We start from the raw sequence: 18,938 nt of genomic DNA, 5'->3' as shown, positions 1-18,938 counted from the left end.
GGCTTGAAAAAGCCCGCAATAGCCTTCATCTTGTGTTGCAAGCCTATCGGATTTGGATCGAACGAATGACTGACACCCGCAACGGCGAGGACAACGGCAAGCTGCTCTATTGCTCCTTCTGTGGCAAAAGCCAGCATGAAGTGCGCAAATTGATTGCCGGCCCCTCGGTCTTTATCTGCGACGAATGCGTCGACCTGTGCAATGACATCATCCGCGAGGAGGTGCAGGAAGCCCAGGCCGAAAGCAGCGCGCATAAATTGCCTTCGCCTAAAGAAATCAGCGGCATCCTTGATCAGTACGTGATTGGTCAGGAGCGTGCGAAAAAGGTTCTGGCCGTAGCGGTGTACAACCACTACAAACGTCTGAACCAGCGTGACAAAAAGAATGACGACGTCGAACTCGGCAAAAGCAACATCTTGCTGATCGGCCCGACAGGCTCGGGTAAAACCCTGCTTGCCGAAACACTGGCCCGCTTGCTGAACGTTCCGTTCACCATCGCCGATGCAACCACTCTCACCGAGGCGGGTTATGTAGGTGAGGATGTCGAGAACATCATTCAGAAGCTGCTGCAGAAGTGCGATTACGACGTAGAAAAAGCCCAGATGGGCATCGTCTACATCGATGAGATCGACAAAATCTCGCGCAAGTCTGACAACCCGTCGATCACCCGGGACGTTTCCGGTGAAGGCGTGCAGCAGGCCCTGCTCAAGTTGATCGAAGGCACGGTTGCCTCCGTTCCGCCTCAGGGCGGTCGCAAGCACCCGCAGCAGGAATTCCTTCAGGTCGACACCCGTAACATCCTGTTCATCTGCGGTGGTGCATTTTCCGGTCTGGAAAAGGTTATTCAAAACCGTTCCACCAAGGGCGGCATCGGTTTCAACGCGGAAGTGCGCAGCAAGGAAGAAGGCAAGAAAGTCGGTGAATCCCTGCGTGAAGTCGAGCCTGACGATTTGGTCAAGTTCGGTCTGATCCCGGAATTCGTCGGTCGTCTGCCGGTACTTGCCACGCTGGATGAGCTCGATGAGGCTGCGTTGATGCAGATTCTCACCGAGCCGAAAAATGCTCTGACCAAGCAGTATGCCAAGCTGTTCGAGATGGAAGGTGTGGACCTGGAATTCCGGGCCGACGCGCTGAAATCGGTCGCCAAACGTGCTCTGGAACGCAAAACCGGTGCCCGTGGACTGCGCTCGATTCTCGAGGGTGTATTGCTCGACACTATGTATGAAATCCCCTCGCAGTCCGAGGTGAGTAAAGTAGTGATCGATGAAAGCGTTATAGAAGGCAAGTCCAAGCCACTGTATATCTACGAAAACAGTGAGCCGACTGCCAAGGCTGCGCCGGACGCCTAAGCGTCGCACTGCTGGAATAAAGAAGGGGCCTTCGGGCCCCTTTGCTATTGTGGGCCCCGGTGTGGGGGCTGGCTTGTAGGCGCTGGCTGGCCAGCGAAGGCTGCCTGTTTTCCCTTGTACTCAGGCCATCGCAAGCAGCAATCGTTTAACTGGTACTTTTATCAGCTTGTTTTTTTCCAAAACAGCCCCCATCTTGGTTTCAAGCTTACTTCCATCTGTTTACGGCCTTATGGCCGCCGTAGAGGCGAAATCATGAAGACAACCATCGAATTGCCTCTCCTGCCATTGCGTGATGTCGTGGTTTATCCGCACATGGTTATCCCGCTGTTCGTGGGGCGCGAGAAATCCATCGAAGCCCTCGAGGCAGCGATGACGGGCGACAAGCAGATCCTTCTGCTGGCTCAGCGAAATCCTGCTGACGACGATCCCGGTGAAGAAGCACTTTATCGCGTAGGCACCATCGCTACCGTTCTGCAGCTGCTCAAGCTGCCTGACGGCACGGTCAAGGTTCTTGTCGAGGGCGAGCAGCGGGGCGCCGTGGAGCGCTTCAGCGAAGTCGACGGCCACTGCCGCGCCGAAGTTTCGCTGATCGACGAAGCCGACGCGCCTGAGCGCGAGTCGGAAGTGTTTGTCCGCAGCCTGCTGGCTCAGTTCGAACAATATGTGCAGCTGGGCAAGAAAGTCCCTGCTGAAGTCCTGTCGTCGCTTAACAGCATCGACGAGCCAGGCCGCCTGGTAGACACCATGGCCGCGCACATGGCCCTGAAGATCGAGCAGAAGCAGGAAATCCTCGAAATCATCGATTTGTCGGCCCGGGTCGAGCACGTTCTGGCGTTGCTGGATGCCGAGATCGATCTGCTGCAAGTCGAAAAGCGCATTCGTGGCCGCGTTAAAAAGCAAATGGAGCGCAGCCAGCGCGAGTACTACCTGAATGAGCAGATGAAGGCCATTCAGAAAGAACTGGGCGACAGCGATGAAGGCCACAACGAAATCGAAGAGCTGAAAAAGCGCATCGATGCCGCCGGTCTGCCGAAAGACGCGTTGGCCAAGGCTCAGGCAGAACTGAGCAAGCTCAAGCAAATGTCGCCAATGTCTGCGGAAGCGACGGTGGTGCGTTCGTACATCGACTGGCTGGTTCAAGTGCCGTGGAAAGCTCAGAGCAAGGTGCGTCTGGACCTGGCCCGTGCCGAAGACATTCTTGATGCCGACCACTATGGCCTGGAAGAAGTCAAAGAGCGGATCCTCGAATACCTCGCTGTACAGAAGCGCGTGAAGAAGATTCGTGGTCCGGTGCTGTGCCTGGTCGGTCCTCCTGGGGTGGGTAAAACCTCTCTGGCGGAGTCGATCGCTCACGCCACCAACCGCAAATTCGTGCGCATGGCCCTCGGTGGCGTGCGCGATGAGGCGGAAATTCGTGGTCATCGCCGGACTTATATCGGTTCGATGCCAGGAAGATTGATTCAAAAGATGACGAAAGTGGGCGTCCGCAATCCGCTGTTCCTGCTCGATGAAATCGACAAAATGGGCAGCGACATGCGTGGCGATCCGGCGTCGGCGTTGCTGGAAGTGCTCGATCCCGAGCAGAACCACAACTTCAACGATCACTATCTGGAAGTCGATTACGACCTGTCCGATGTGATGTTCCTGTGCACCTCCAACTCCATGAATATTCCGCCGGCACTTTTGGACCGGATGGAAGTGATTCGTCTGCCGGGTTACACCGAAGACGAGAAGATCAACATTGCCGTCAAATACCTTTCGCCGAAGCAGATTGCCGCCAACGGTCTGAAGAAAGGCGAGCTGGAATTCGACGCCGAAGCGATCCGCGACATCATCCGCTATTACACCCGTGAAGCCGGTGTACGTGGGCTGGAGCGCCAGATTGCCAAGGTTTGCCGCAAGGCAGTCAAAGAGCATGCAATGGAAAAACGCTTCTCGGTGAAGGTCACTGCCGACATGCTCGAGCACTTCCTGGGTGTGCGTAAATTCCGCTATGGTCTGGCTGAGTCGCAGGATCAGATCGGCCAGGTAACTGGCTTGGCGTGGACCCAGGTGGGCGGCGAATTGCTGACCATCGAAGCCGCAGTCGTACCGGGTAAAGGCCAGTTGATCAAGACAGGGTCCTTGGGTGACGTGATGGTCGAATCGATCACCGCAGCCCTGACCGTTGTCCGCAGTCGCGCGAAGAGCCTGGGGATTCCCCTGGACTTCCACGAGAAGCGCGACACGCATATCCACATGCCTGAAGGGGCGACGCCGAAGGATGGCCCTAGCGCCGGTGTAGGCATGTGCACGGCCCTGGTATCGGCATTGACGGGCATTCCTGTGCGAGCAGACGTCGCCATGACGGGCGAAATTACCTTGCGTGGTCAGGTGCTGGCGATCGGTGGCCTGAAGGAAAAACTGTTGGCTGCTCACCGTGGCGGAATCAAGACGGTGATCATTCCTGAAGAGAACGTACGCGATCTGAAGGAAATTCCGGACAATATCAAGCAAGATCTACAGATTAAACCCGTTAAATGGATTGACGAGGTCCTGCAAATTGCGCTGCAATACGCGCCGGAGCCCTTGCCGGATGTGGTTCCGGAGATCGTTGCAAAGGATGAAAAACGCGAGTCTGACTCTAAGGAAAGAATTAGCACGCATTAGTACGCATTTGCCTGGGGGGCTTGTTGACAGTTTTTTAGAGCCCTTGTTATAAAGCGGCTCTTAAGTGTCTGTAGGCCATTCAGCACTCGTTTTTTTGCTTTCACCAAAAAACTTAGAATCAAACTCAAATAGATATAAGGGGACTTAGAGTGAACAAGTCGGAACTGATTGATGCTATCGCTGCATCCGCTGATATCCCGAAAGCTGCTGCTGGCCGTGCGCTGGACGCTGTAATCGAATCCGTCACTGGCGCTCTGAAGGCTGGCGACTCTGTTGTTCTGGTTGGTTTCGGTACCTTCTCCGTGACCGATCGTCCAGCTCGCATCGGTCGCAACCCACAGACCGGTAAGACGCTGGAAATCGCCGCCGCCAAAAAACCAGGTTTCAAAGCTGGTAAAGCACTGAAAGAAGCTGTCAACTAAGTTCGATTCAGGTTTTTGCCTATCCGGGTCGGGGTCATTCCTGATTTGGCAGCGGAGCGGTAGTTCAGTCGGTTAGAATACCGGCCTGTCACGCCGGGGGTCGCGGGTTCGAGTCCCGTCCGCTCCGCCAGTTACGAGAAGGCGCATCCTCGGATGCGCCTTTCTTCTATCCGGATTCTACCCACGCTCCACGGTTGCCTAATTTTGAAGTTCAACCGTTTCTGGGGGACGCATGCTGCAGAATATCAGGGACAATTCACAAGGCTGGATTGCCAAGACCATTATCGGGATCATCGTTGTATTGATGGCTTTCACCGGTATCGAGGCCATTTTCCAGGCGACGACCAACAGCCAGGATGCGGCCAAGGTCAATGGTGAAGAAATCAGTCAAAACGAGCTGAATCAGGCGGTCGATATGCAACGCCGTCAGCTCATGCAACAGCTGGGCAAGGATTTCGATGCTTCCTTGCTCGACGAAAAAATGCTGCGCGAATCGGCCCTCAAAGGCCTGATCGATCGCAAACTGCTGCTGCAAGGCGCAGAAAAATCGAAATTCGCTTTCTCCGAAGCGGCTTTGGATCAGGTGATCCTGCAAACACCTGAATTCCAGGTGGATGGCAAGTTCAGCGCCGATCGCTTCGATCAGGTGATCCGTCAACTCGGCTACAGCCGTCTGCAATTCCGCCAGATGCTGGCTCAGGAAATGCTGATCGGTCAGCTGCGCGCTGGCCTGGCCGGTAGCGGCTTTGTCACCGATGCACAGGTTCTGGCCTTTGCCCGTCTGGAAAAACAAACCCGCGATTTCGCTACCCTGAACGTCAAGGCAGATCCTGCGGCGGTGAAACTGACCGACGATGAGGTCAAGGCCTACTACGACGAGCACGCCAAGGAATTCATGACGCCGGATCAGGTGGTCATCGACTACCTCGAATTGAAGAAGGCGTCCTTCTTTGATCAGGTCAGCGTCAAGGACGAAGACCTGCAAGCGGCGTATCAGAAAGAAACCGCAAATCTGTCCGAGCAACGCCGGGCTGCGCATATTCTGATCGAAGTGAACGATAAGGTGACCGAGGCGCAAGCCAAGGCCAAAATCGAAGAAGTGCAGGCGCGTCTGGCCAAAGGTGAGAAGTTCGAGGCTCTGGCCAAGGAATTCTCCCAGGACCCAGGTTCGGCGAACAACGGCGGTGACCTCGGTTTTGCAGGTCCAGGCGTCTACGATCCAGCGTTTGAAAAAGCCCTGTATTCGTTGGCCAAGGATCAGGTATCGGAGCCGGTTCGCACGGACTTCGGTTTCCACCTGATCAAGCTGCTGGGCGTTGAAGCCCCTGAAGTGCCAACGTTCGCCAGCCTGAAAGACAAGCTGACCCGCGAGCTGAAAACCCAGCAGGTCGAGCAGCGTTTCGTCGAGGCGACCAAGCAATTGGAAGACTCGTCGTTCGAAGCCTCCGATCTGGCCCAGCCAGCACAGGACCTGAAGCTGACCGTCCAGACCTCCGCGCCATTCGGCCGGGAAGGTGGCGAAGGTGTTGCGGCCAACCGTGCCGTGGTAACCGCTGCGTTCAGTCCTGAAGTGCTGGATGAGGGTGCCAACAGCACCGCCATCGAGCTGGACCCGGAAACCGTGATCGTGCTGCGCGCCAAGGAACACCGCAAGCCTGCGCAACTGCCGCTGGAAAGCGTGGCTGCCAGCATTCGTGCGCAGCTGACCAAGGAGCATGCCAGTGCTGCCGCCAAGACCAAGGCTGATCAACTGATCGTCAGTCTGCGCGATGGCAAGACTGCACTGGACAAGGCGATCGATGGCCAGAACTGGAAGGTGACTCAAGCGGCGACTCGTGCTCAGGAAGGGGTCGACCCAACTGTGCTGCAAGCGTTGTTCCGCATGCCCAAGCCAGTCTCCAAAGACAAGCCGACCTTCAGCAGCGTGACCCTGGCCGATGGTAGCCTGGTGATCGTGCGTCTGGACGGCGTGAACGAAGCCGCGGCGCCGACCGAAGAAGAGAAGGTTCAATACCGTCGCTACCTCGCCTCGCGCATTGGCCAGCAAGACTTTGCGGCCTACCGCAAACAGCTGGAAAGCGAAGCAGACATCAAGCGTTTCTGATGCCTTGCTGAGTACTGCGCGACACAAAAGACCCCGGCCGAAAGGCTGGGGTTTTTTTTTTAAGCCTACGCAATGTGTTTGTGTGACTTCTCCTTAGAACCCGGCTCAACAAACATGTAACCGTTTTAAGACTTAATCGATGCTCCGCTAAGCATCGATCTGTTGCACAATACGCCCCGAACCGTTTTCCTCAGGATGTTCAATGTTTAGATCAATTCCCATGCGTGTTGTCGGGCTGGCCTTGGTGCTGGCCGCCGCTGCCGGTTGTTCGTCGAAGAAAGCCGCCATCTATGAGCATGAGAACTTCGACGACTCCGGAACGTTTTCGCGCAACTACCCGGTGACCGATGCGCAGACCTGCGAGGCCGCCCGTCGGGCTTTGCTCAGCCAGGGTTACATCATCACCAGCGCCGATTCGAAACTGGTCAGTGGGCATAAAAGTTTCCAGCAGACCGGCGAGACCCACATGGAGATCAGCTTCAACGTGGTCTGTGCCGATGACGGCAGCGAAGGGCATCACGCGACGATGTTCGCCAACGCCTTGCAGGACCGTTATGCGCTGAAAAAGACCAACAACTCCGCCAGCCTCGGTGTCGGTGTGTTGGGCTCGGTATCGATGCCGATCGGTTCGTCCGACGACTCGATGGTCAAGGTTGCCAGCGAAACCGTATCTTCAGCCAAGTTCTACGAACGTTTCTTTGCCCTGGTCGAGTTGTTCCTGCCGCCGGAAGCGAAGAAGGCTGCGCACATCCCCGAGAAGCCGAAAACCGACCTGGGTGTGCCTGAGACCAAGGCTGCGCCGGCTGAGTTGGCGCCAAACCCGGTCCCGGCGGCAGAACCTGCTCCTGCTCCAGCGCCGGTAGTCGAACCTGCTCCAGCCGCTTCGGAGCCTGTTGTGCCACCCGCTGAAACGGCACCGATTACCCCAGCCGAGAACTCCGAGCCAACTTCGTCCACGGAAACGGTCACTCCTCTGTCGGACTCCAGCGCAATGCCAGCACCGACTGAGCCAATTTCGGCCATGCCTGTCTCCGGCCAGTAATAGGCTTATGTTACGGATCGGGTCAGACAACTCCGATTCCGTAACATCTTCCAAGATTGACCCACATCAAACCGAGCCATATTCCGACAGCTCGTATCGAAAAAATCCTGTGATAAATTCCTGACCACCTGCTACGTTTATTCAGTAGCGACGTAGTGTCGTGCCAGTGTCATTTTTCTTTCATGCGGGCATTTTATGCTCAGGGCACTGGTCATTTATTCAGACGATTTTTTCAACAAGCGATGGGGGTTTAATAATGGACGATTATCAAGAAGAACTGCTCGAGTATCAGGCGTTTGAATTGGACCCGCTGGAACCGGCCGAAGACGCAACCGAGTTGTAAACCTTACGCGGATTGGCGATGACTGCGGCGAAACTCGCCGGGAGTCTGGCCGTTCCAGCGTTTGAAGGCCCGTTGAAAGGCTTCGGCGGAGGCAAACCCCAGCAGGTAGGCGATTTCGCCGAACGCCAGTTCGGTATCGCGGATGTAGGTCATGGCAAGGTCGCGGCGCGTGTCGTTGAGAATTGCACGAAATTGCGTGCCTTCCTCCGCGAGTTTGCGACGCAAGGTCCAGGTCGGTAGTTTCAAGCGTGCCGCCACTTCTTCCAGGTCGGGTTCCCGACCACCATTGAGCAACGGCCCCAGTAACTGAGTGATACGTTCACGCAGGCTGCGGGTGCGTGTCAGTTGCTCCAGTTCCCGTTCACACAGTTGCAGCAGGTGCCGCCAGGTGCTCGGGCAGTGCTGCGGATTGCGCTGGGCGAGGCTGTCCAGGCTCAGGCGCAGTTGATTCTGTTCGGCGCCAAACTGAATCGGACAATCCCCCAGCACGGCGTATGCCTCGCGGTAATCCGGCGCCTGGAATTCGATTTCGATCCGTTCGGCGCGTAGCGGGGCAGAGCTTATGCTGGACAATTGCTGCAACCAGCCGGCGATGATCGAATCCACCACGAAGCGGTTGTAGGCGTTGTAGGGGCTGATGGAATAGAAACGTAGCCAAGCGCCTTGGGCATCTTCGTGAAAGCTCGACTGGCCGCGATAGTTGGAGCCGTACAGTGCTTCGAAGCGAATCAGGCAGCGCGCCGCTTCCCGCACGGTGGGGGCCTGGGCGGCGGTGACTCCGGCCAGGCCGGCCTGGCTCAGGCGACTGAGCTGGCCCATGCGCAAACCCAGTGCCGGGTCGTCGGTCAGTTGAATGGCGCCGTGACCCAGGCGCATGTAGCGCGGGATCGAGAGACGGGCGCCGGCCTCGGCCAGTCGCGCGGCGTCGAGGCCGTACTGTTCGAGCAACGGTTGTGGGTCCAGGCCATGGCTGCGCACGGCGTCGGCCAGGCTATGGACGAAGCCCACCGACAAATCTCCGAGGCGCATCGGCTGCGGTTTCATCGCTTACAGCCAGAGATTCAGCAAACGCGCGCCCCGGGCATCGCCGTCGGCGAAATGTTGCCCGTTGCTGCTGAGGAAGCTTTGACCGGCGCTGCCCTTGTCCCAGAATTGACCGCGCAGAAACACGCTCATGCCGGCGATGGTCTGGCTGCCGGTCGGTTGGGCAATCAGCGTCAGCCGATGCCAGGCCTGACCCTCACTGAGTTCGCCAGCCTTGAGGCTCACAGAGCTCGGGGTGGACTGGCCTTTATAGCCGCGCCACGGTTGATCCCAGGCCCCTCGCCCGACGACGAATGCCGGGACCGCCACCAGTTGCGCGCCTTGATCGTCGAGTTTGCGATAGTTGTCGGGGTACCAACTGTCGCTGCCGATCAGCACGCCCAGCCGTCCGGCCGGTGTATCGACGACGTTGATCGTATGCTCGGAATTGGCTTCTACAGTGTCGCGTCCAGCGAAAGTCGGGTGCATTTGCCGCTGGGGCTGGCCGATCGGCAAGCCGTCGCGACCGAACACTACGCTGCTGTTGTACAGCGCGCCGTAGCCAATCTTCAGGGTGCCGTCGCTGACACTCGGCTCGGGCAACACGATGGAACCCGCCACCAGAGTGATCTGGAATTCTTTCGCCAGGCCGCCGAACAGCGCTTGGTAACTCTTGGCCATTTTCTTGGCTTTCATCCGCAAGTGCGCGTCGTCGAGACGGTTGCCGCCCTCGGCGCTGATCAGGGCGCGGATGAACTGCAAGGGGTTGCTCACCGCCAGCCAGTTCATGGCTTCCTTGAGCGTAGTGGCCTGGTACAACTCGTCTTTTTCGCCACTGATCATCAGCCAGGTACCGATATGTTCAGGCAATACGACGATGGTCTTTTCATTCAGCAGGCCCTGATCCTGAGCCTTCTGCAAGTAAGCCGCGAGCTTGCGATGCAGGCGTTCGGGGCTTTGATAGTCGGTGGGGAACAGCTCGGGCTGGATGCCTAGCAGATTGCCGCGGTCGGCGGGGATGCCTTGATCAACCGCGAGACTGATGCGCAGGTCCGACAGGTAATGACCCACCGGACGATCCGTGGCCCATATCGCGTAGGTCGTGAGGGCGGCGATCAACGCCATGGAGAGGATCAAGTACAAAAGTTTGCGCATGAGGAAACAGTCAACGGCCGCGTGCAGGGTTCGCGACTAGGGTAGGGCTCACGTCCTCGCTTGCCAAGGGGCGCTGCGCATTTGGATCAATAAGTTGTCAGTTACGGTCATTGAGTGACGGCAGTGCGACTCTTAGTCTGTCGAACATGACTGACGGGGCCGAAGAGCTCCTGCATTTTTTCCGTGATCGCTCGTTGTGGAGTTACCGATGGCCGCCGCTCATTACCCGCACCTGTTGGCCCCGCTGGACCTGGGTTTTACCACGTTGCGCAACCGCACCCTGATGGGCTCGATGCACACGGGCCTCGAGGAAAAGCCCGGCGGTTTCGAGCGCATGGCCGCCTACTTTGCTGAGCGTGCCCGTGGCGGCGTTGGTCTGATGGTCACCGGCGGTATCGGCCCGAACGATGAGGGCGGGGTTTACTCTGGCGCGGCCAAACTGACCACCGAGGAAGAAGCGCTCAAGCACCTCATCGTCACCCGTGCGGTGCACGAGGCGGGCGGCAAGATCTGCATGCAGATTCTCCATGCCGGGCGTTATGCCTACAGCCCGAAACAGGTGGCACCGAGCGCGATTCAGGCGCCGATCAATCCGTTCAAGCCTAAAGAGCTGGACGAGGAAGGCATCGAGAAGCAGATCAGCGATTTCGTCACCTGCTCGACGCTTGCGCAAAAAGCCGAGTACGACGGCGTCGAGATCATGGGCTCCGAAGGGTATTTCATTAACCAGTTCCTCGTAGCCCACACCAACCATCGCACCGACCGCTGGGGCGGCGCTTACGAAAACCGCATGCGCCTGCCGGTGGAGATCGTGCGCCGGGTGCGCGAAGCGGTCGGCCCGAACTTCATCATTATCTTCCGCTTGTCGATGCTCGATCTGGTGGAAGGCGGCAGCACTTGGGAAGAAATCGTGCAGTTGGCCAAGGCCATCGAGCAGGCGGGTGCGACGATCATTAACACCGGCATCGGCTGGCACGAAGCGCGTATTCCGACCATCGCCACCAAAGTGCCCCGTGCGGCGTTCAGCAAAGTCACGGCCAAGCTGCGTGGGGAGGTAGGCATTCCGCTGATCACCACCAACCGCATCAATACCCCGGAAGTCGCCGAACAGATCCTGGCCGAAGGCGATGCCGACATGGTGTCCATGGCGCGGCCGTTCCTCGCCGACCCGGATTTCGTCAACAAGGCTGCGGCTGGTCGTAGCGATGAAATCAACACCTGCATCGGTTGCAACCAGGCGTGCCTGGATCATACCTTTGGCGGCAAATTGACTAGTTGCCTGGTGAACCCGCGGGCCTGCCATGAAACCGAACTCAATTACCTGCCGGTGCAGCAGATCAAGAAAATCGCCGTGGTCGGTGCCGGTCCTGCAGGTTTGTCGGCCGCGACCGTAGCCGCCGAACGTGGCCATCAGGTGACGTTGTTCGATTCGGCCAGTGAAATCGGCGGCCAGTTCAACATCGCCAAGCGTGTACCGGGCAAGGAAGAATTCTTCGAAACCCTGCGTTATTTCAACCGAAAACTGCAGACCACCCGCGTCGAGGTATGCCTGAACACCCGCGTCGATGTGGCGAAACTGGTTGAGGGCGGTTACGACGAAATCATTCTGGCCACCGGTATCGCGCCAAGAACCCCGGCAATTCCCGGCGTTGAAAATGCCAAGGTGTTGAGCTACCTGGACGTGATCCTTGAGCGCAAACCGGTGGGCAAGCGCGTCGCGGTGATCGGTGCCGGTGGTATTGGTTTCGACGTGTCGGAATTCCTCGTTCACCAGGGCGTGGCCACCAGTCAGGACCGCGAAGCATTCTGGAAGGAGTGGGGCATCGATACACATCTCGAAGCGCGCGGCGGTGTTGCAGGTATCAAGGCTGAGCCGCAGGCGCCGGCCCGTGAGGTGTTCCTGCTGCAACGCAAGACATCCAAGGTCGGCGACGGCCTGGGCAAGACCACTGGCTGGATTCACCGCACCGGTCTGAAAAACAAGCAGGTGCAGATGCTCAACAGCGTCGAGTACCTGAAGATCGACGACGAAGGCCTGCACATCCGCATTGGCGAAGGCGGCGAACCGCAGGTGCTGCCGGTGGATAACATCGTGATCTGCGCCGGGCAGGATCCATTGCGTGAGTTGCAGGACGGTCTGGTCGCGGCCGGGCAGAATGTGCACCTGGTCGGCGGGGCGGACGTGGCAGCGGAGCTGGATGCCAAGCGCGCGATCAATCAGGGGTCGCGGTTGGCGGCTCAGTTGTAATGGTGTAGGCAGGCTTAGCTTGCCAATGGCCTTCGCGGGCAAGCCTCGCTCCTACAAGTTTCAGGTTGCTCACCCAATGGTGCTTTAACTCGAAACCCTGTAGGAGCGAGGCTTGCCCGCGAAGGCGTTCTGTCTGCTGCTAAGATACCGGCTCTTTACCCCGAGTCGGCATCAATGCTTTCCCCACTAACGGACTGGCTACCCCAAGCCCCTCTCGAACCTCTTCACCTCGACTGGCTCACCACTGCCGGCATCGACGTCGCGATCCTGCGTCTGGACCAGATCGACCCGCTGATCAGTGGCAACAAGTGGTTCAAACTCGTCGAACACCTGAAAGCTGCCGATCAGAATGGCGCCCGAGGCATCATCAGCCTGGGTGGCGCTCATTCCAATCATCTTCATGCACTGGCTGCAGCGGGCAAACGCTTCGGTTTCACGACGGTTGGCCTGCTGCGCGGGCATCGGCAAGAAACGCCGACGGTGAAGGACTTGGAGGCGTTCGGCATGCACTTGCATTGGTTGGGTTATGGAGGCTATCGAGCACGGCACGAACCCGGCTTCTGGGCGCCATGGCGGGAGCAATACCCCGAGCTACATCCAGTGCCGGAAGGTGGCGGCGGCTTGCTTGGGGCGAAAGGTTGTCGGCAATTAGTGACTCAGGCCCGCGAAAAGTTGAGCAGTCTGGGCTGGAGCCACTACGACGGCTGGTGGCTGGCCTGCGGAACGGGCACCACTTTGGCCGGTCTGGTTCTGGCCGAGGCGGGCGAACATCCGGTGTATGGCGCGTTGGCGGTGCCTGACGATCATGGCGTGGCGCAGCAGGTCGAATCGATTGTCCGCGAGGCGGGTTTACAGGGCCCGGCTTATGAGCTGTTCGATGCCAGCCGTGGCGGTTTTGCCAAAATCGAGCCGTTGTTACTCGAATTCATCGAGCAGACCGAGCAGGCCAGTGGCATTCCGCTCGAACCGCTATACACCGGTAAAGCGCTGATGGCGCTCAAGCAGCAAGTCGAGGCGGGAAGATTTGCCCGGGGCACGCGGCTGATCTTCATCCACACCGGCGGCTTGCAGGGCCGCCGGGGTTTCAGTTCACAAACCTGAAGGGCGCAGTCAGAGATATCAATATTGACTGTGCCGCCGTCTTCGCGGGCGAGCCAAATTTTGCGTCCTGTAGGAGCGAGGCTTGCCCGCGAAGAGGCCGGACCTGCCTAAACCACCCTCTCACGAACCCTCTGTCATCATCCCTGTGTGCAATCGGTCATCGACGAAGGCGTCACGGCATGAGATCCGAGCGGTTGACCAGCCAATCGAGCAGCAGACGACCATCGCGGCGTGGCTCCGGAGCAGGCCGGGAAGGCTGGGGATGGCCCATACCGGCACACAGCACCGGCCGGTCCGGGTCGCTGTCGAGAAAACTGACCAACACCTCGGTGCCGGCCACGGGCAGCCTGGCCGGATCGATCCGACCGTCTGGCGTTGCGAGGGCTACCGGTAGCCAGAAACCGGCGGGTTCCTCTGCCTCGAACGTTAGCGTCGGCCATAGCCTGACCTGTATCCGGCCTTGGTCATCGAGCATCGCCGGTTGCCCTACGGAGCCCAGCACCCGGGCAGTCTGATAGCCCGGGATGCTCGGCCGGGCCTCTTTGAGCGCCGGCCTGAAGACCGTTGACCAGGGAATGGCCGTGAACTGATTGCTGTAGCGCCGGGCAATGCCGGGCTGGTCCTCGGCGAGAATCGACGGCTGCTGTCCTTGGTGCCGGATGTCGGTGAGCAGCCACTGATCATTGAAACTTGAGAGCGGGTGTTGCGCCACTTGCAGGATCCGTCCGCTGCACAGTTCGCTCTGGTTACTTTCGCCGTGGATCTGCCGTTGCTGGCAACGCAGGCGTTCCAGCCGTCGGCGGCTGAGCTGATCGTGATGAAGCTGTTCGGGCGCGGGGCGTGTTGCCACCGGAGCCGTTCTGGCGAATGGGTGGTTAGCAGCTCCGTCGCCGATCATCTGCGAGCCGCGGTTTCTGGCCTCCCATTGTGCAGGGGCGGGGTCCGGGTCATGGCGCTGGAACAGTTCACTGATCACCGGCGAGATGGAGTCGTTGAATGCGTCGTCATGGAACGGCATCAGCAATGGCTCCTGGAGGAAACTCAGGCTGTCATCGGCGAGCACCAGCACATGCCCGTCGTGCTGATGCTCGAAGTGATAGTGGATGCCTTCTTCTTCACACAACCGCTGCAGGAAGGCCAGATCGCTCTCATCGTACTGAATGCAAAAAGGCCGGGGCGGGTAGCACCCGTTTGCCAGTTCGAAGCGGTAGCTGTGCTCGGGCAACTGATGCTCCTCCAGCAACTGGCGCACGATCGCGGGCACGCTGAGACGATGAAATACCCGACGCGAGCTATGCAGCTGAAGTTGTTGAAGATGGGGCGCGAGCACCAAAGAGTAGCCGACCCGGTGCGGGCCGCGATGTTCGCGACTGACGCTGTGGATCACGCCGTGAATGCCCTGGTCATCTGCCAGCCGCAGGAACGCCGGTTGTTGCAGCCATCGGTCGAGGTGCATTGACGGTGCGAGGCCGATCACCTCGATGTCGAATCGATAGGGCTGGTTGAGACCTTCACGGCCACTGAACTGCAACACCTGCAGACTCAAACCGCCGTCGAGGAGTGTCAGGGTGAAGGGGCTTTCCTTGTCGTTGTGCATCGAACGCGCTTCTGCCAGGGAGGATGGGCTCAGAGGGTACGAAACCACAGCCTTGAAGCGTCACCGCAAATCAACTTTTCAGAATCGCCCTACAAGCACTGGTGAAAATGTCGATCGGTCATGGGATGAAGATCTTGGAATTTTTGGTCGATTGGCATCTTTAGGCCGTATAAACTGGCGCAATGCGTCGGCCAATAGATGTCTCGGCGCCACAGATCAAGAGAGTGAGTAATGGGCGCACAGTGGAAGGTTAAACACAAAGAAGCGGCAGCCAACGCCAAGGGCAAAATCTTCGGCAAACTGGTGAAGGAAATCACCATCGCTGCGCGCAACGGTGCCGATACCGCCACCAACGCACACCTGCGTCTGGTGGTCGAACAGGCGAAAAAAGCCTCGATGCCCCGCGAAACCCTGGAACGCGCGATCAAGAAAGGCTCCGGCCAGCTCGGCGAAACCGTGCAATACCATCGCGTGACGTATGAAGGGTTCGCACCGCATCAAGTGCCGCTGATCGTTGAATGCGTGACTGACAACATCAACCGCACCGTCGCTGAAATCCGCGTCGCGTTCCGCAAGGGCCAGTTGGGCGCTTCCGGTTCGGTGGCCTGGGACTTCAACCACGTCGGCATGATCGAGGCGTCCCCGGATAGCCCTGACGCCGATCCGGAAATGGCTGCGATCGAAGCCGGTGCCCAGGATTTCGAACCAGGTGAAGATGGCGCGACGCTGTTCCTGACCGAACCTGCGGACCTGGATGCGGTGCAGAAAGCGCTGCCGGAGCAGGGTTTCACGGTGTTGTCGGCCAAGTTGGGTTACCAGCCGAAGAACCCGGTCAGTGGCCTGAGCGACGAGCAGATGGCAGAAGTCGAAGCGTTCCTCGAAGGCCTCGATAACCACGATGACGTGCAGGACATGTTTGTCGGGTTGGCGGGTTAAGTCTGTGTGTCATTGACGGCTTTTGTTGCCTGGCAGGCCGTCTTCGCGAGCAAGCCCGCTCCCACATTCGATCTGTGGCGTTCACAAATCCTATGTGGGAGCGGGCTTGCTCGCGAATGACCGCGCAGCGGTCACCGTCCCTTTAATTCCTGCACAACCTCGCTGAACCCCGGCCGCGCCAGCACCTCCGGCTGACAGCAGCGCTGCTGCAATGCCTCTAACGCCTCACGCCCTTCATCGCTCAGTCCCGAGTCGATCCGCGCCAGCAATTCCCCCAGCAGTACCCCGAACGCCCGTACCTCAATCCGCTGCAATGCACGGCTTTCAAGGCTGTCCGACGTGGCGTGGAAAGACGCTGCGCCAAAGTCGCCCAACAGACAATCCCCGTCCTCGTTCCACAGAATGTTGTGAGCATAGAGGTCGCCGTGGGTGATGCCTTGGCGGTGCAAGTGTTCAGCCACTGAAGCAATGCCAGCGGCGATGCGCAGCGCCACGCCGGCGCTGAACCGGGTGTCGTCTGCATAGACGTCGCGGGTGCAGGACGTCAGGCTCGGCAGCCCGGCAAGGTTGCAGTAACTCGGATCGATCAATTGCATCACCAGCCCGGCCGTTTGCTGCGGGTGATCGACAATTCGGCCCTCGACTCGGATCAGGTTAGGGTGGATACCGGCGGTGATGCAGGCGTTCATTTCGTGCAGCGGCGAGCCATCGCTGGTCATTTCGCCTTTGTAGAGTTTCACCGCTACCTGTTTCGTCTGTTGCCACAACCCCTGATGAATGACCCCTGACGCGCCTTCGCCGAGTTTTTTCTCCAGGCTCAGTTGGGACCAGGGAATGCTCGTCGTAGCTTGGAGGGCGACGGCATCGGCTTCGGTTTCCAGCGGGTTACCGGCGTACGCCAGCCAGGTCAGGCTCGGCAGGGTGAGCAGCCACTCGGGAAGCCCGGTGAGTTGATTGGCGGCGATGCGGATCAGTTCGAGTCGATGGCAATGACTCAGGCTTTCGGGGAGACGCTGTAACTGATTGCCGGCGAGCATGAGTTTTTGCAGGTGCGGGCGTTCACCCAGTTCGGTCGGCAGTTCCGTGAGGCGGTTGTCGGTCAGGATCAGCCAGCGCAACAGCGGCGGCAGGGCGGCGCCCGGCACGTTTTCGATGACGTTGGCCTTGAAGCCGATCATCGTCAGCGCGGTGCACTGGCCAAGGCAGGCGGGCAGTTCGGTGAACAGATTGTCCGAGCAGAACAGCACGCGCAAACGGGTCAGGCGATGCAAGTCGTCCGGCAGGCTGCGCAAGGCGTTGCCGCTGAGGTTGAGCACTTCCAGCGAGTCCGCCAGGTCGAAAATTTCCCGGGGGAACTCGGTCAGGCCGCAGGACAGATCCAGACGGGTGATGCCCGACAGTTGGCCGGCGCGCAGTTGTGCGAGGGTATCCATGGGCAGGTTCGCTATTGATCAGGAGGAGGGCGTGGGGCCCTGGAAAATGGGCGACATGATAGCGGGAAAGGTGTGGTGCTTGTCAGGCCGCCTTCGCGAGCAAGCCCGCTCCCACATCTGATCTGCAGTGGCTACAAAATCCGCGAACAATGGAGATCCAATGTGGGAGCGGGCTTGCTCGCGAAGGAACTTGTAGGAGCGTGGCTTGCCCGCGAAGAACGATGACGCGCAATACCTGAAAAACCGCGATGATGATCAAAACTTCAGCGTCTGCTTGAGCATCTGCGCCGCAGGCGTGTCACTCGGGCTGACCATCGCATAGTTGTATCCGGCCCCTGACCAGTACTCGGCCTGCAACTCACCGTCACTACGACTGCCCCGGGGTAGCAGGGTGTTTTTCGGCCCGGGTGGACGGACGTAGAAGCTGATTTTGTGCCCGCTCCGGTCTTCGTAAACCACCATTGCCGCCGGCCCTTGCTCGGTACTGAGCAGCCGCCCGCTGATGGGTGTGTATCCGGAAGCGGTCAGGTTCGGCAGACGATGGGCCTGGCTGAAATAACGGTCGAGCCAGCCCTGCATATCGCCGTCATCGCTGACTGTGTAATCCGCCGGCAGGATGCCTTGCTGGGCTATCAGCCGGTAGGCCTGCATCGCATCGGTCATCGGCATTGGGGCGCGGACCAGGGTCATTTCCCGTGCCTGCCAACCGCTCAAACCGCCGACGCTGACCGCGATCAGCAACACCGCGGCGCTGGCCAGATGGCGGCGCGACTGGCGTTTGACTCGCTGGCGAATCATGGCCGGGTCGAGTTCCGGGTTGGCCGGTTGCTGTAAGACGCCGCTCAACGCAGCGCGCAATTGTTGGGCATCGTGCTGCCAGGCGCGTACTTGCGCGGCCACTTCGGCGTTGTCGGCCAGATAAGTCTCCACCCGATGTCGGTCGGCCTCGTTGAGTTGGTGATCGACATAGGCGTGCAGGTCATGCTCGCTGGGAGGCATGCTGATCATTTGAGTCTCCGCAGGGAAGGGCGGGTGATTTCGCCGTCGCTGAGCTGGCGCAAGGCCTGGCGCGCGCGGGACAGGCGCGACATCACGGTGCCGATGGGGATGTCGAGAATCCCGGCGACCTCCTTATAGCTCAAGCCTTCCACCGATACCCAGAGCAGCAGCGCGCGCTGTTCGGTGCTGAGCTGATCGAAGGCTTGCAGGGTCGATTGGGCGATCACCGTGCGTTCTGCCGAAGGCTGCGCATCGTCACGTCCGGTAAAGAATTCGAGCATCCGCGCATAACGCCGGGAGCGCCGATGGGCGTCTAGAAACTGCCGATAAAGAATCGAAAACAGCCAGGCACGCAAGTCACCCTCGGGGCATTTGCCGCCCCAACTCGATAGCGCTCGTTCAAGACAGGCCTGCACCAGATCATCTGCGCTGCTGGGGTTGCGCGTCAGCGATGCGGCGAAGCGGCGCAGCCTTGGAATGACTTCCCTGAGTTGTTCGTCGATATCGTTCATGAAGTTCTGACTAGTCACTACGCTG

14 protein-coding genes and 1 tRNA gene are annotated in these 18,938 nt (G+C 59.0%); 9 read left to right on the top strand and 6 right to left on the bottom strand.

Annotation, left to right across the window (positions count from 1 at the left end):
* Positions 1–65: 65 nt before the first annotated feature.
* The 6 genes from clpX to MEB48_RS05490 all read left to right on the top strand — a co-directional run bounded on the left by clpX (position 66) and on the right by MEB48_RS05490 (position 7,566).
* Positions 66–1,349, top strand: coding sequence for an ATP-dependent Clp protease ATP-binding subunit ClpX (gene clpX / locus MEB48_RS05515; protein ID WP_007901798.1), 1,284 nt, complete (start codon positions 66–68; stop codon positions 1,347–1,349).
* 252 nt (positions 1,350–1,601) lie between these two features.
* Positions 1,602–3,998: an endopeptidase La gene (gene lon / locus MEB48_RS05510; RefSeq protein WP_237882631.1), complete on the top strand. Its 2,397-nt coding sequence runs from the start codon at positions 1,602–1,604 to the stop codon at positions 3,996–3,998.
* A 149-nt stretch (positions 3,999–4,147) separates the two neighbouring features.
* Positions 4,148–4,420 carry an HU family DNA-binding protein gene (locus MEB48_RS05505; protein ID WP_002552737.1) on the top strand — a complete coding sequence of 91 codons (273 nt, stop codon included), beginning with the start codon at positions 4,148–4,150 and terminating at the stop codon, positions 4,418–4,420.
* Positions 4,421–4,473: 53 nt separating this feature from the next.
* Positions 4,474–4,550 (top strand) — tRNA-Asp (locus tag MEB48_RS05500).
* A gap of 102 nt (positions 4,551–4,652) precedes the next feature.
* Positions 4,653–6,524 (top strand): SurA N-terminal domain-containing protein, encoded by a 1,872-nt coding sequence (locus MEB48_RS05495; RefSeq protein ID WP_237882629.1) that lies wholly within the window; start codon positions 4,653–4,655, stop codon positions 6,522–6,524.
* Positions 6,525–6,726: 202 nt separating this feature from the next.
* Complete coding sequence (locus MEB48_RS05490; protein ID WP_237882627.1) at positions 6,727–7,566, top strand: DUF2242 domain-containing protein; 840 nt, start codon at positions 6,727–6,729, stop codon at positions 7,564–7,566.
* A gap of 346 nt (positions 7,567–7,912) precedes the next feature.
* Here the strand turns inward: MEB48_RS05490 and MEB48_RS05485 are convergent, their stop codons facing one another.
* Positions 7,913–8,953 carry an AraC family transcriptional regulator gene (locus tag MEB48_RS05485; protein WP_237882625.1) on the bottom strand — a complete coding sequence of 347 codons (1,041 nt, stop codon included), beginning with the start codon at positions 8,951–8,953 and terminating at the stop codon, positions 7,913–7,915.
* A gap of 3 nt (positions 8,954–8,956) precedes the next feature.
* Entirely contained in the window at positions 8,957–10,087 is a 1,131-nt protein-coding gene (locus MEB48_RS05480) for a carbon-nitrogen hydrolase family protein (protein ID WP_237882622.1), read from the bottom strand.
* Between the two features lie 208 nt (positions 10,088–10,295).
* Between MEB48_RS05480 and MEB48_RS05475 the strand changes: the two genes are divergently transcribed.
* Both MEB48_RS05475 and MEB48_RS05470 read left to right on the top strand, forming a co-directional pair.
* Positions 10,296–12,335 carry an oxidoreductase gene (locus MEB48_RS05475; protein WP_237882620.1) on the top strand — a complete coding sequence of 680 codons (2,040 nt, stop codon included), beginning with the start codon at positions 10,296–10,298 and terminating at the stop codon, positions 12,333–12,335.
* 174 nt (positions 12,336–12,509) lie between these two features.
* The gene (locus tag MEB48_RS05470; RefSeq protein WP_237882618.1) at positions 12,510–13,436 is read left to right on the top strand and encodes a 1-aminocyclopropane-1-carboxylate deaminase/D-cysteine desulfhydrase; all 927 of its coding nucleotides are present in this window, start codon (positions 12,510–12,512) and stop codon (positions 13,434–13,436) included.
* Positions 13,437–13,608: 172 nt separating this feature from the next.
* Here the strand turns inward: MEB48_RS05470 and MEB48_RS05465 are convergent, their stop codons facing one another.
* Positions 13,609–15,033, bottom strand: coding sequence for a type VI secretion system Vgr family protein (locus tag MEB48_RS05465; RefSeq protein WP_237882616.1), 1,425 nt, complete (start codon positions 15,031–15,033; stop codon positions 13,609–13,611).
* Positions 15,034–15,264: 231 nt separating this feature from the next.
* Between MEB48_RS05465 and MEB48_RS05460 the strand changes: the two genes are divergently transcribed.
* Positions 15,265–15,969: a YebC/PmpR family DNA-binding transcriptional regulator gene (locus tag MEB48_RS05460; RefSeq protein ID WP_095053122.1), complete on the top strand. Its 705-nt coding sequence runs from the start codon at positions 15,265–15,267 to the stop codon at positions 15,967–15,969.
* Between the two features lie 131 nt (positions 15,970–16,100).
* On the opposite strand, the gene MEB48_RS05455 is transcribed toward MEB48_RS05460, so the two are convergent.
* The 3 genes from MEB48_RS05455 to MEB48_RS05445 form a co-directional block, all read right to left on the bottom strand.
* Positions 16,101–17,402 carry a protein kinase gene (locus tag MEB48_RS05455; RefSeq protein WP_237882615.1) on the bottom strand — a complete coding sequence of 434 codons (1,302 nt, stop codon included), beginning with the start codon at positions 17,400–17,402 and terminating at the stop codon, positions 16,101–16,103.
* A gap of 255 nt (positions 17,403–17,657) precedes the next feature.
* The gene (locus MEB48_RS05450; protein ID WP_237882613.1) at positions 17,658–18,410 is read right to left on the bottom strand and encodes an anti-sigma factor family protein; all 753 of its coding nucleotides are present in this window, start codon (positions 18,408–18,410) and stop codon (positions 17,658–17,660) included.
* Positions 18,407–18,913: an RNA polymerase sigma factor gene (locus MEB48_RS05445; RefSeq protein WP_237882786.1), complete on the bottom strand. Its 507-nt coding sequence runs from the start codon at positions 18,911–18,913 to the stop codon at positions 18,407–18,409. Before MEB48_RS05445 ends, MEB48_RS05450 begins: the two co-directional genes overlap by 4 nt.
* Positions 18,914–18,938: the final 25 nt, after the last annotated feature.

It is taken from the genome of Pseudomonas sp. PGPR40 (genome assembly GCF_022014505.1).
GTDB lineage: Bacteria > Pseudomonadota > Gammaproteobacteria > Pseudomonadales > Pseudomonadaceae > Aquipseudomonas.
The sequence above is the reverse complement of the archived record's forward strand: the minus strand, read 5'-3'. Positions and strand labels throughout refer to the sequence as shown.

Bases quoted from the DNA above. Each gene is read 5' to 3' on its own strand.
- MEB48_RS05490 (WP_237882627.1), top strand. From the start codon at position 6,727: ATGTTTAGATCAATTCCCATGCGTGTTGTCGGGCTGGCCTTGGTGCTG.
- clpX (WP_007901798.1), top strand. From the start codon at position 66: ATGACTGACACCCGCAACGGCGAGGACAACGGCAAGCTGCTCTATTGC.
- MEB48_RS05485 (WP_237882625.1), bottom strand. From the start codon at position 8,953: ATGAAACCGCAGCCGATGCGCCTCGGAGATTTGTCGGTGGGCTTCGTC.
- MEB48_RS05445 (WP_237882786.1), bottom strand. From the start codon at position 18,913: ATGAACGATATCGACGAACAACTCAGGGAAGTCATTCCAAGGCTGCGC.
- MEB48_RS05460 (WP_095053122.1), top strand. From the start codon at position 15,265: ATGGGCGCACAGTGGAAGGTTAAACACAAAGAAGCGGCAGCCAACGCC.
- MEB48_RS05480 (WP_237882622.1), bottom strand. From the start codon at position 10,087: ATGCGCAAACTTTTGTACTTGATCCTCTCCATGGCGTTGATCGCCGCC.
- MEB48_RS05475 (WP_237882620.1), top strand. From the start codon at position 10,296: ATGGCCGCCGCTCATTACCCGCACCTGTTGGCCCCGCTGGACCTGGGT.
- MEB48_RS05470 (WP_237882618.1), top strand. From the start codon at position 12,510: ATGCTTTCCCCACTAACGGACTGGCTACCCCAAGCCCCTCTCGAACCT.
- MEB48_RS05450 (WP_237882613.1), bottom strand. From the start codon at position 18,410: ATGATCAGCATGCCTCCCAGCGAGCATGACCTGCACGCCTATGTCGAT.
- lon (WP_237882631.1), top strand. From the start codon at position 1,602: ATGAAGACAACCATCGAATTGCCTCTCCTGCCATTGCGTGATGTCGTG.
- MEB48_RS05495 (WP_237882629.1), top strand. From the start codon at position 4,653: ATGCTGCAGAATATCAGGGACAATTCACAAGGCTGGATTGCCAAGACC.
- MEB48_RS05455 (WP_237882615.1), bottom strand. From the start codon at position 17,402: ATGGATACCCTCGCACAACTGCGCGCCGGCCAACTGTCGGGCATCACC.
- MEB48_RS05465 (WP_237882616.1), bottom strand. From the start codon at position 15,033: ATGCACAACGACAAGGAAAGCCCCTTCACCCTGACACTCCTCGACGGC.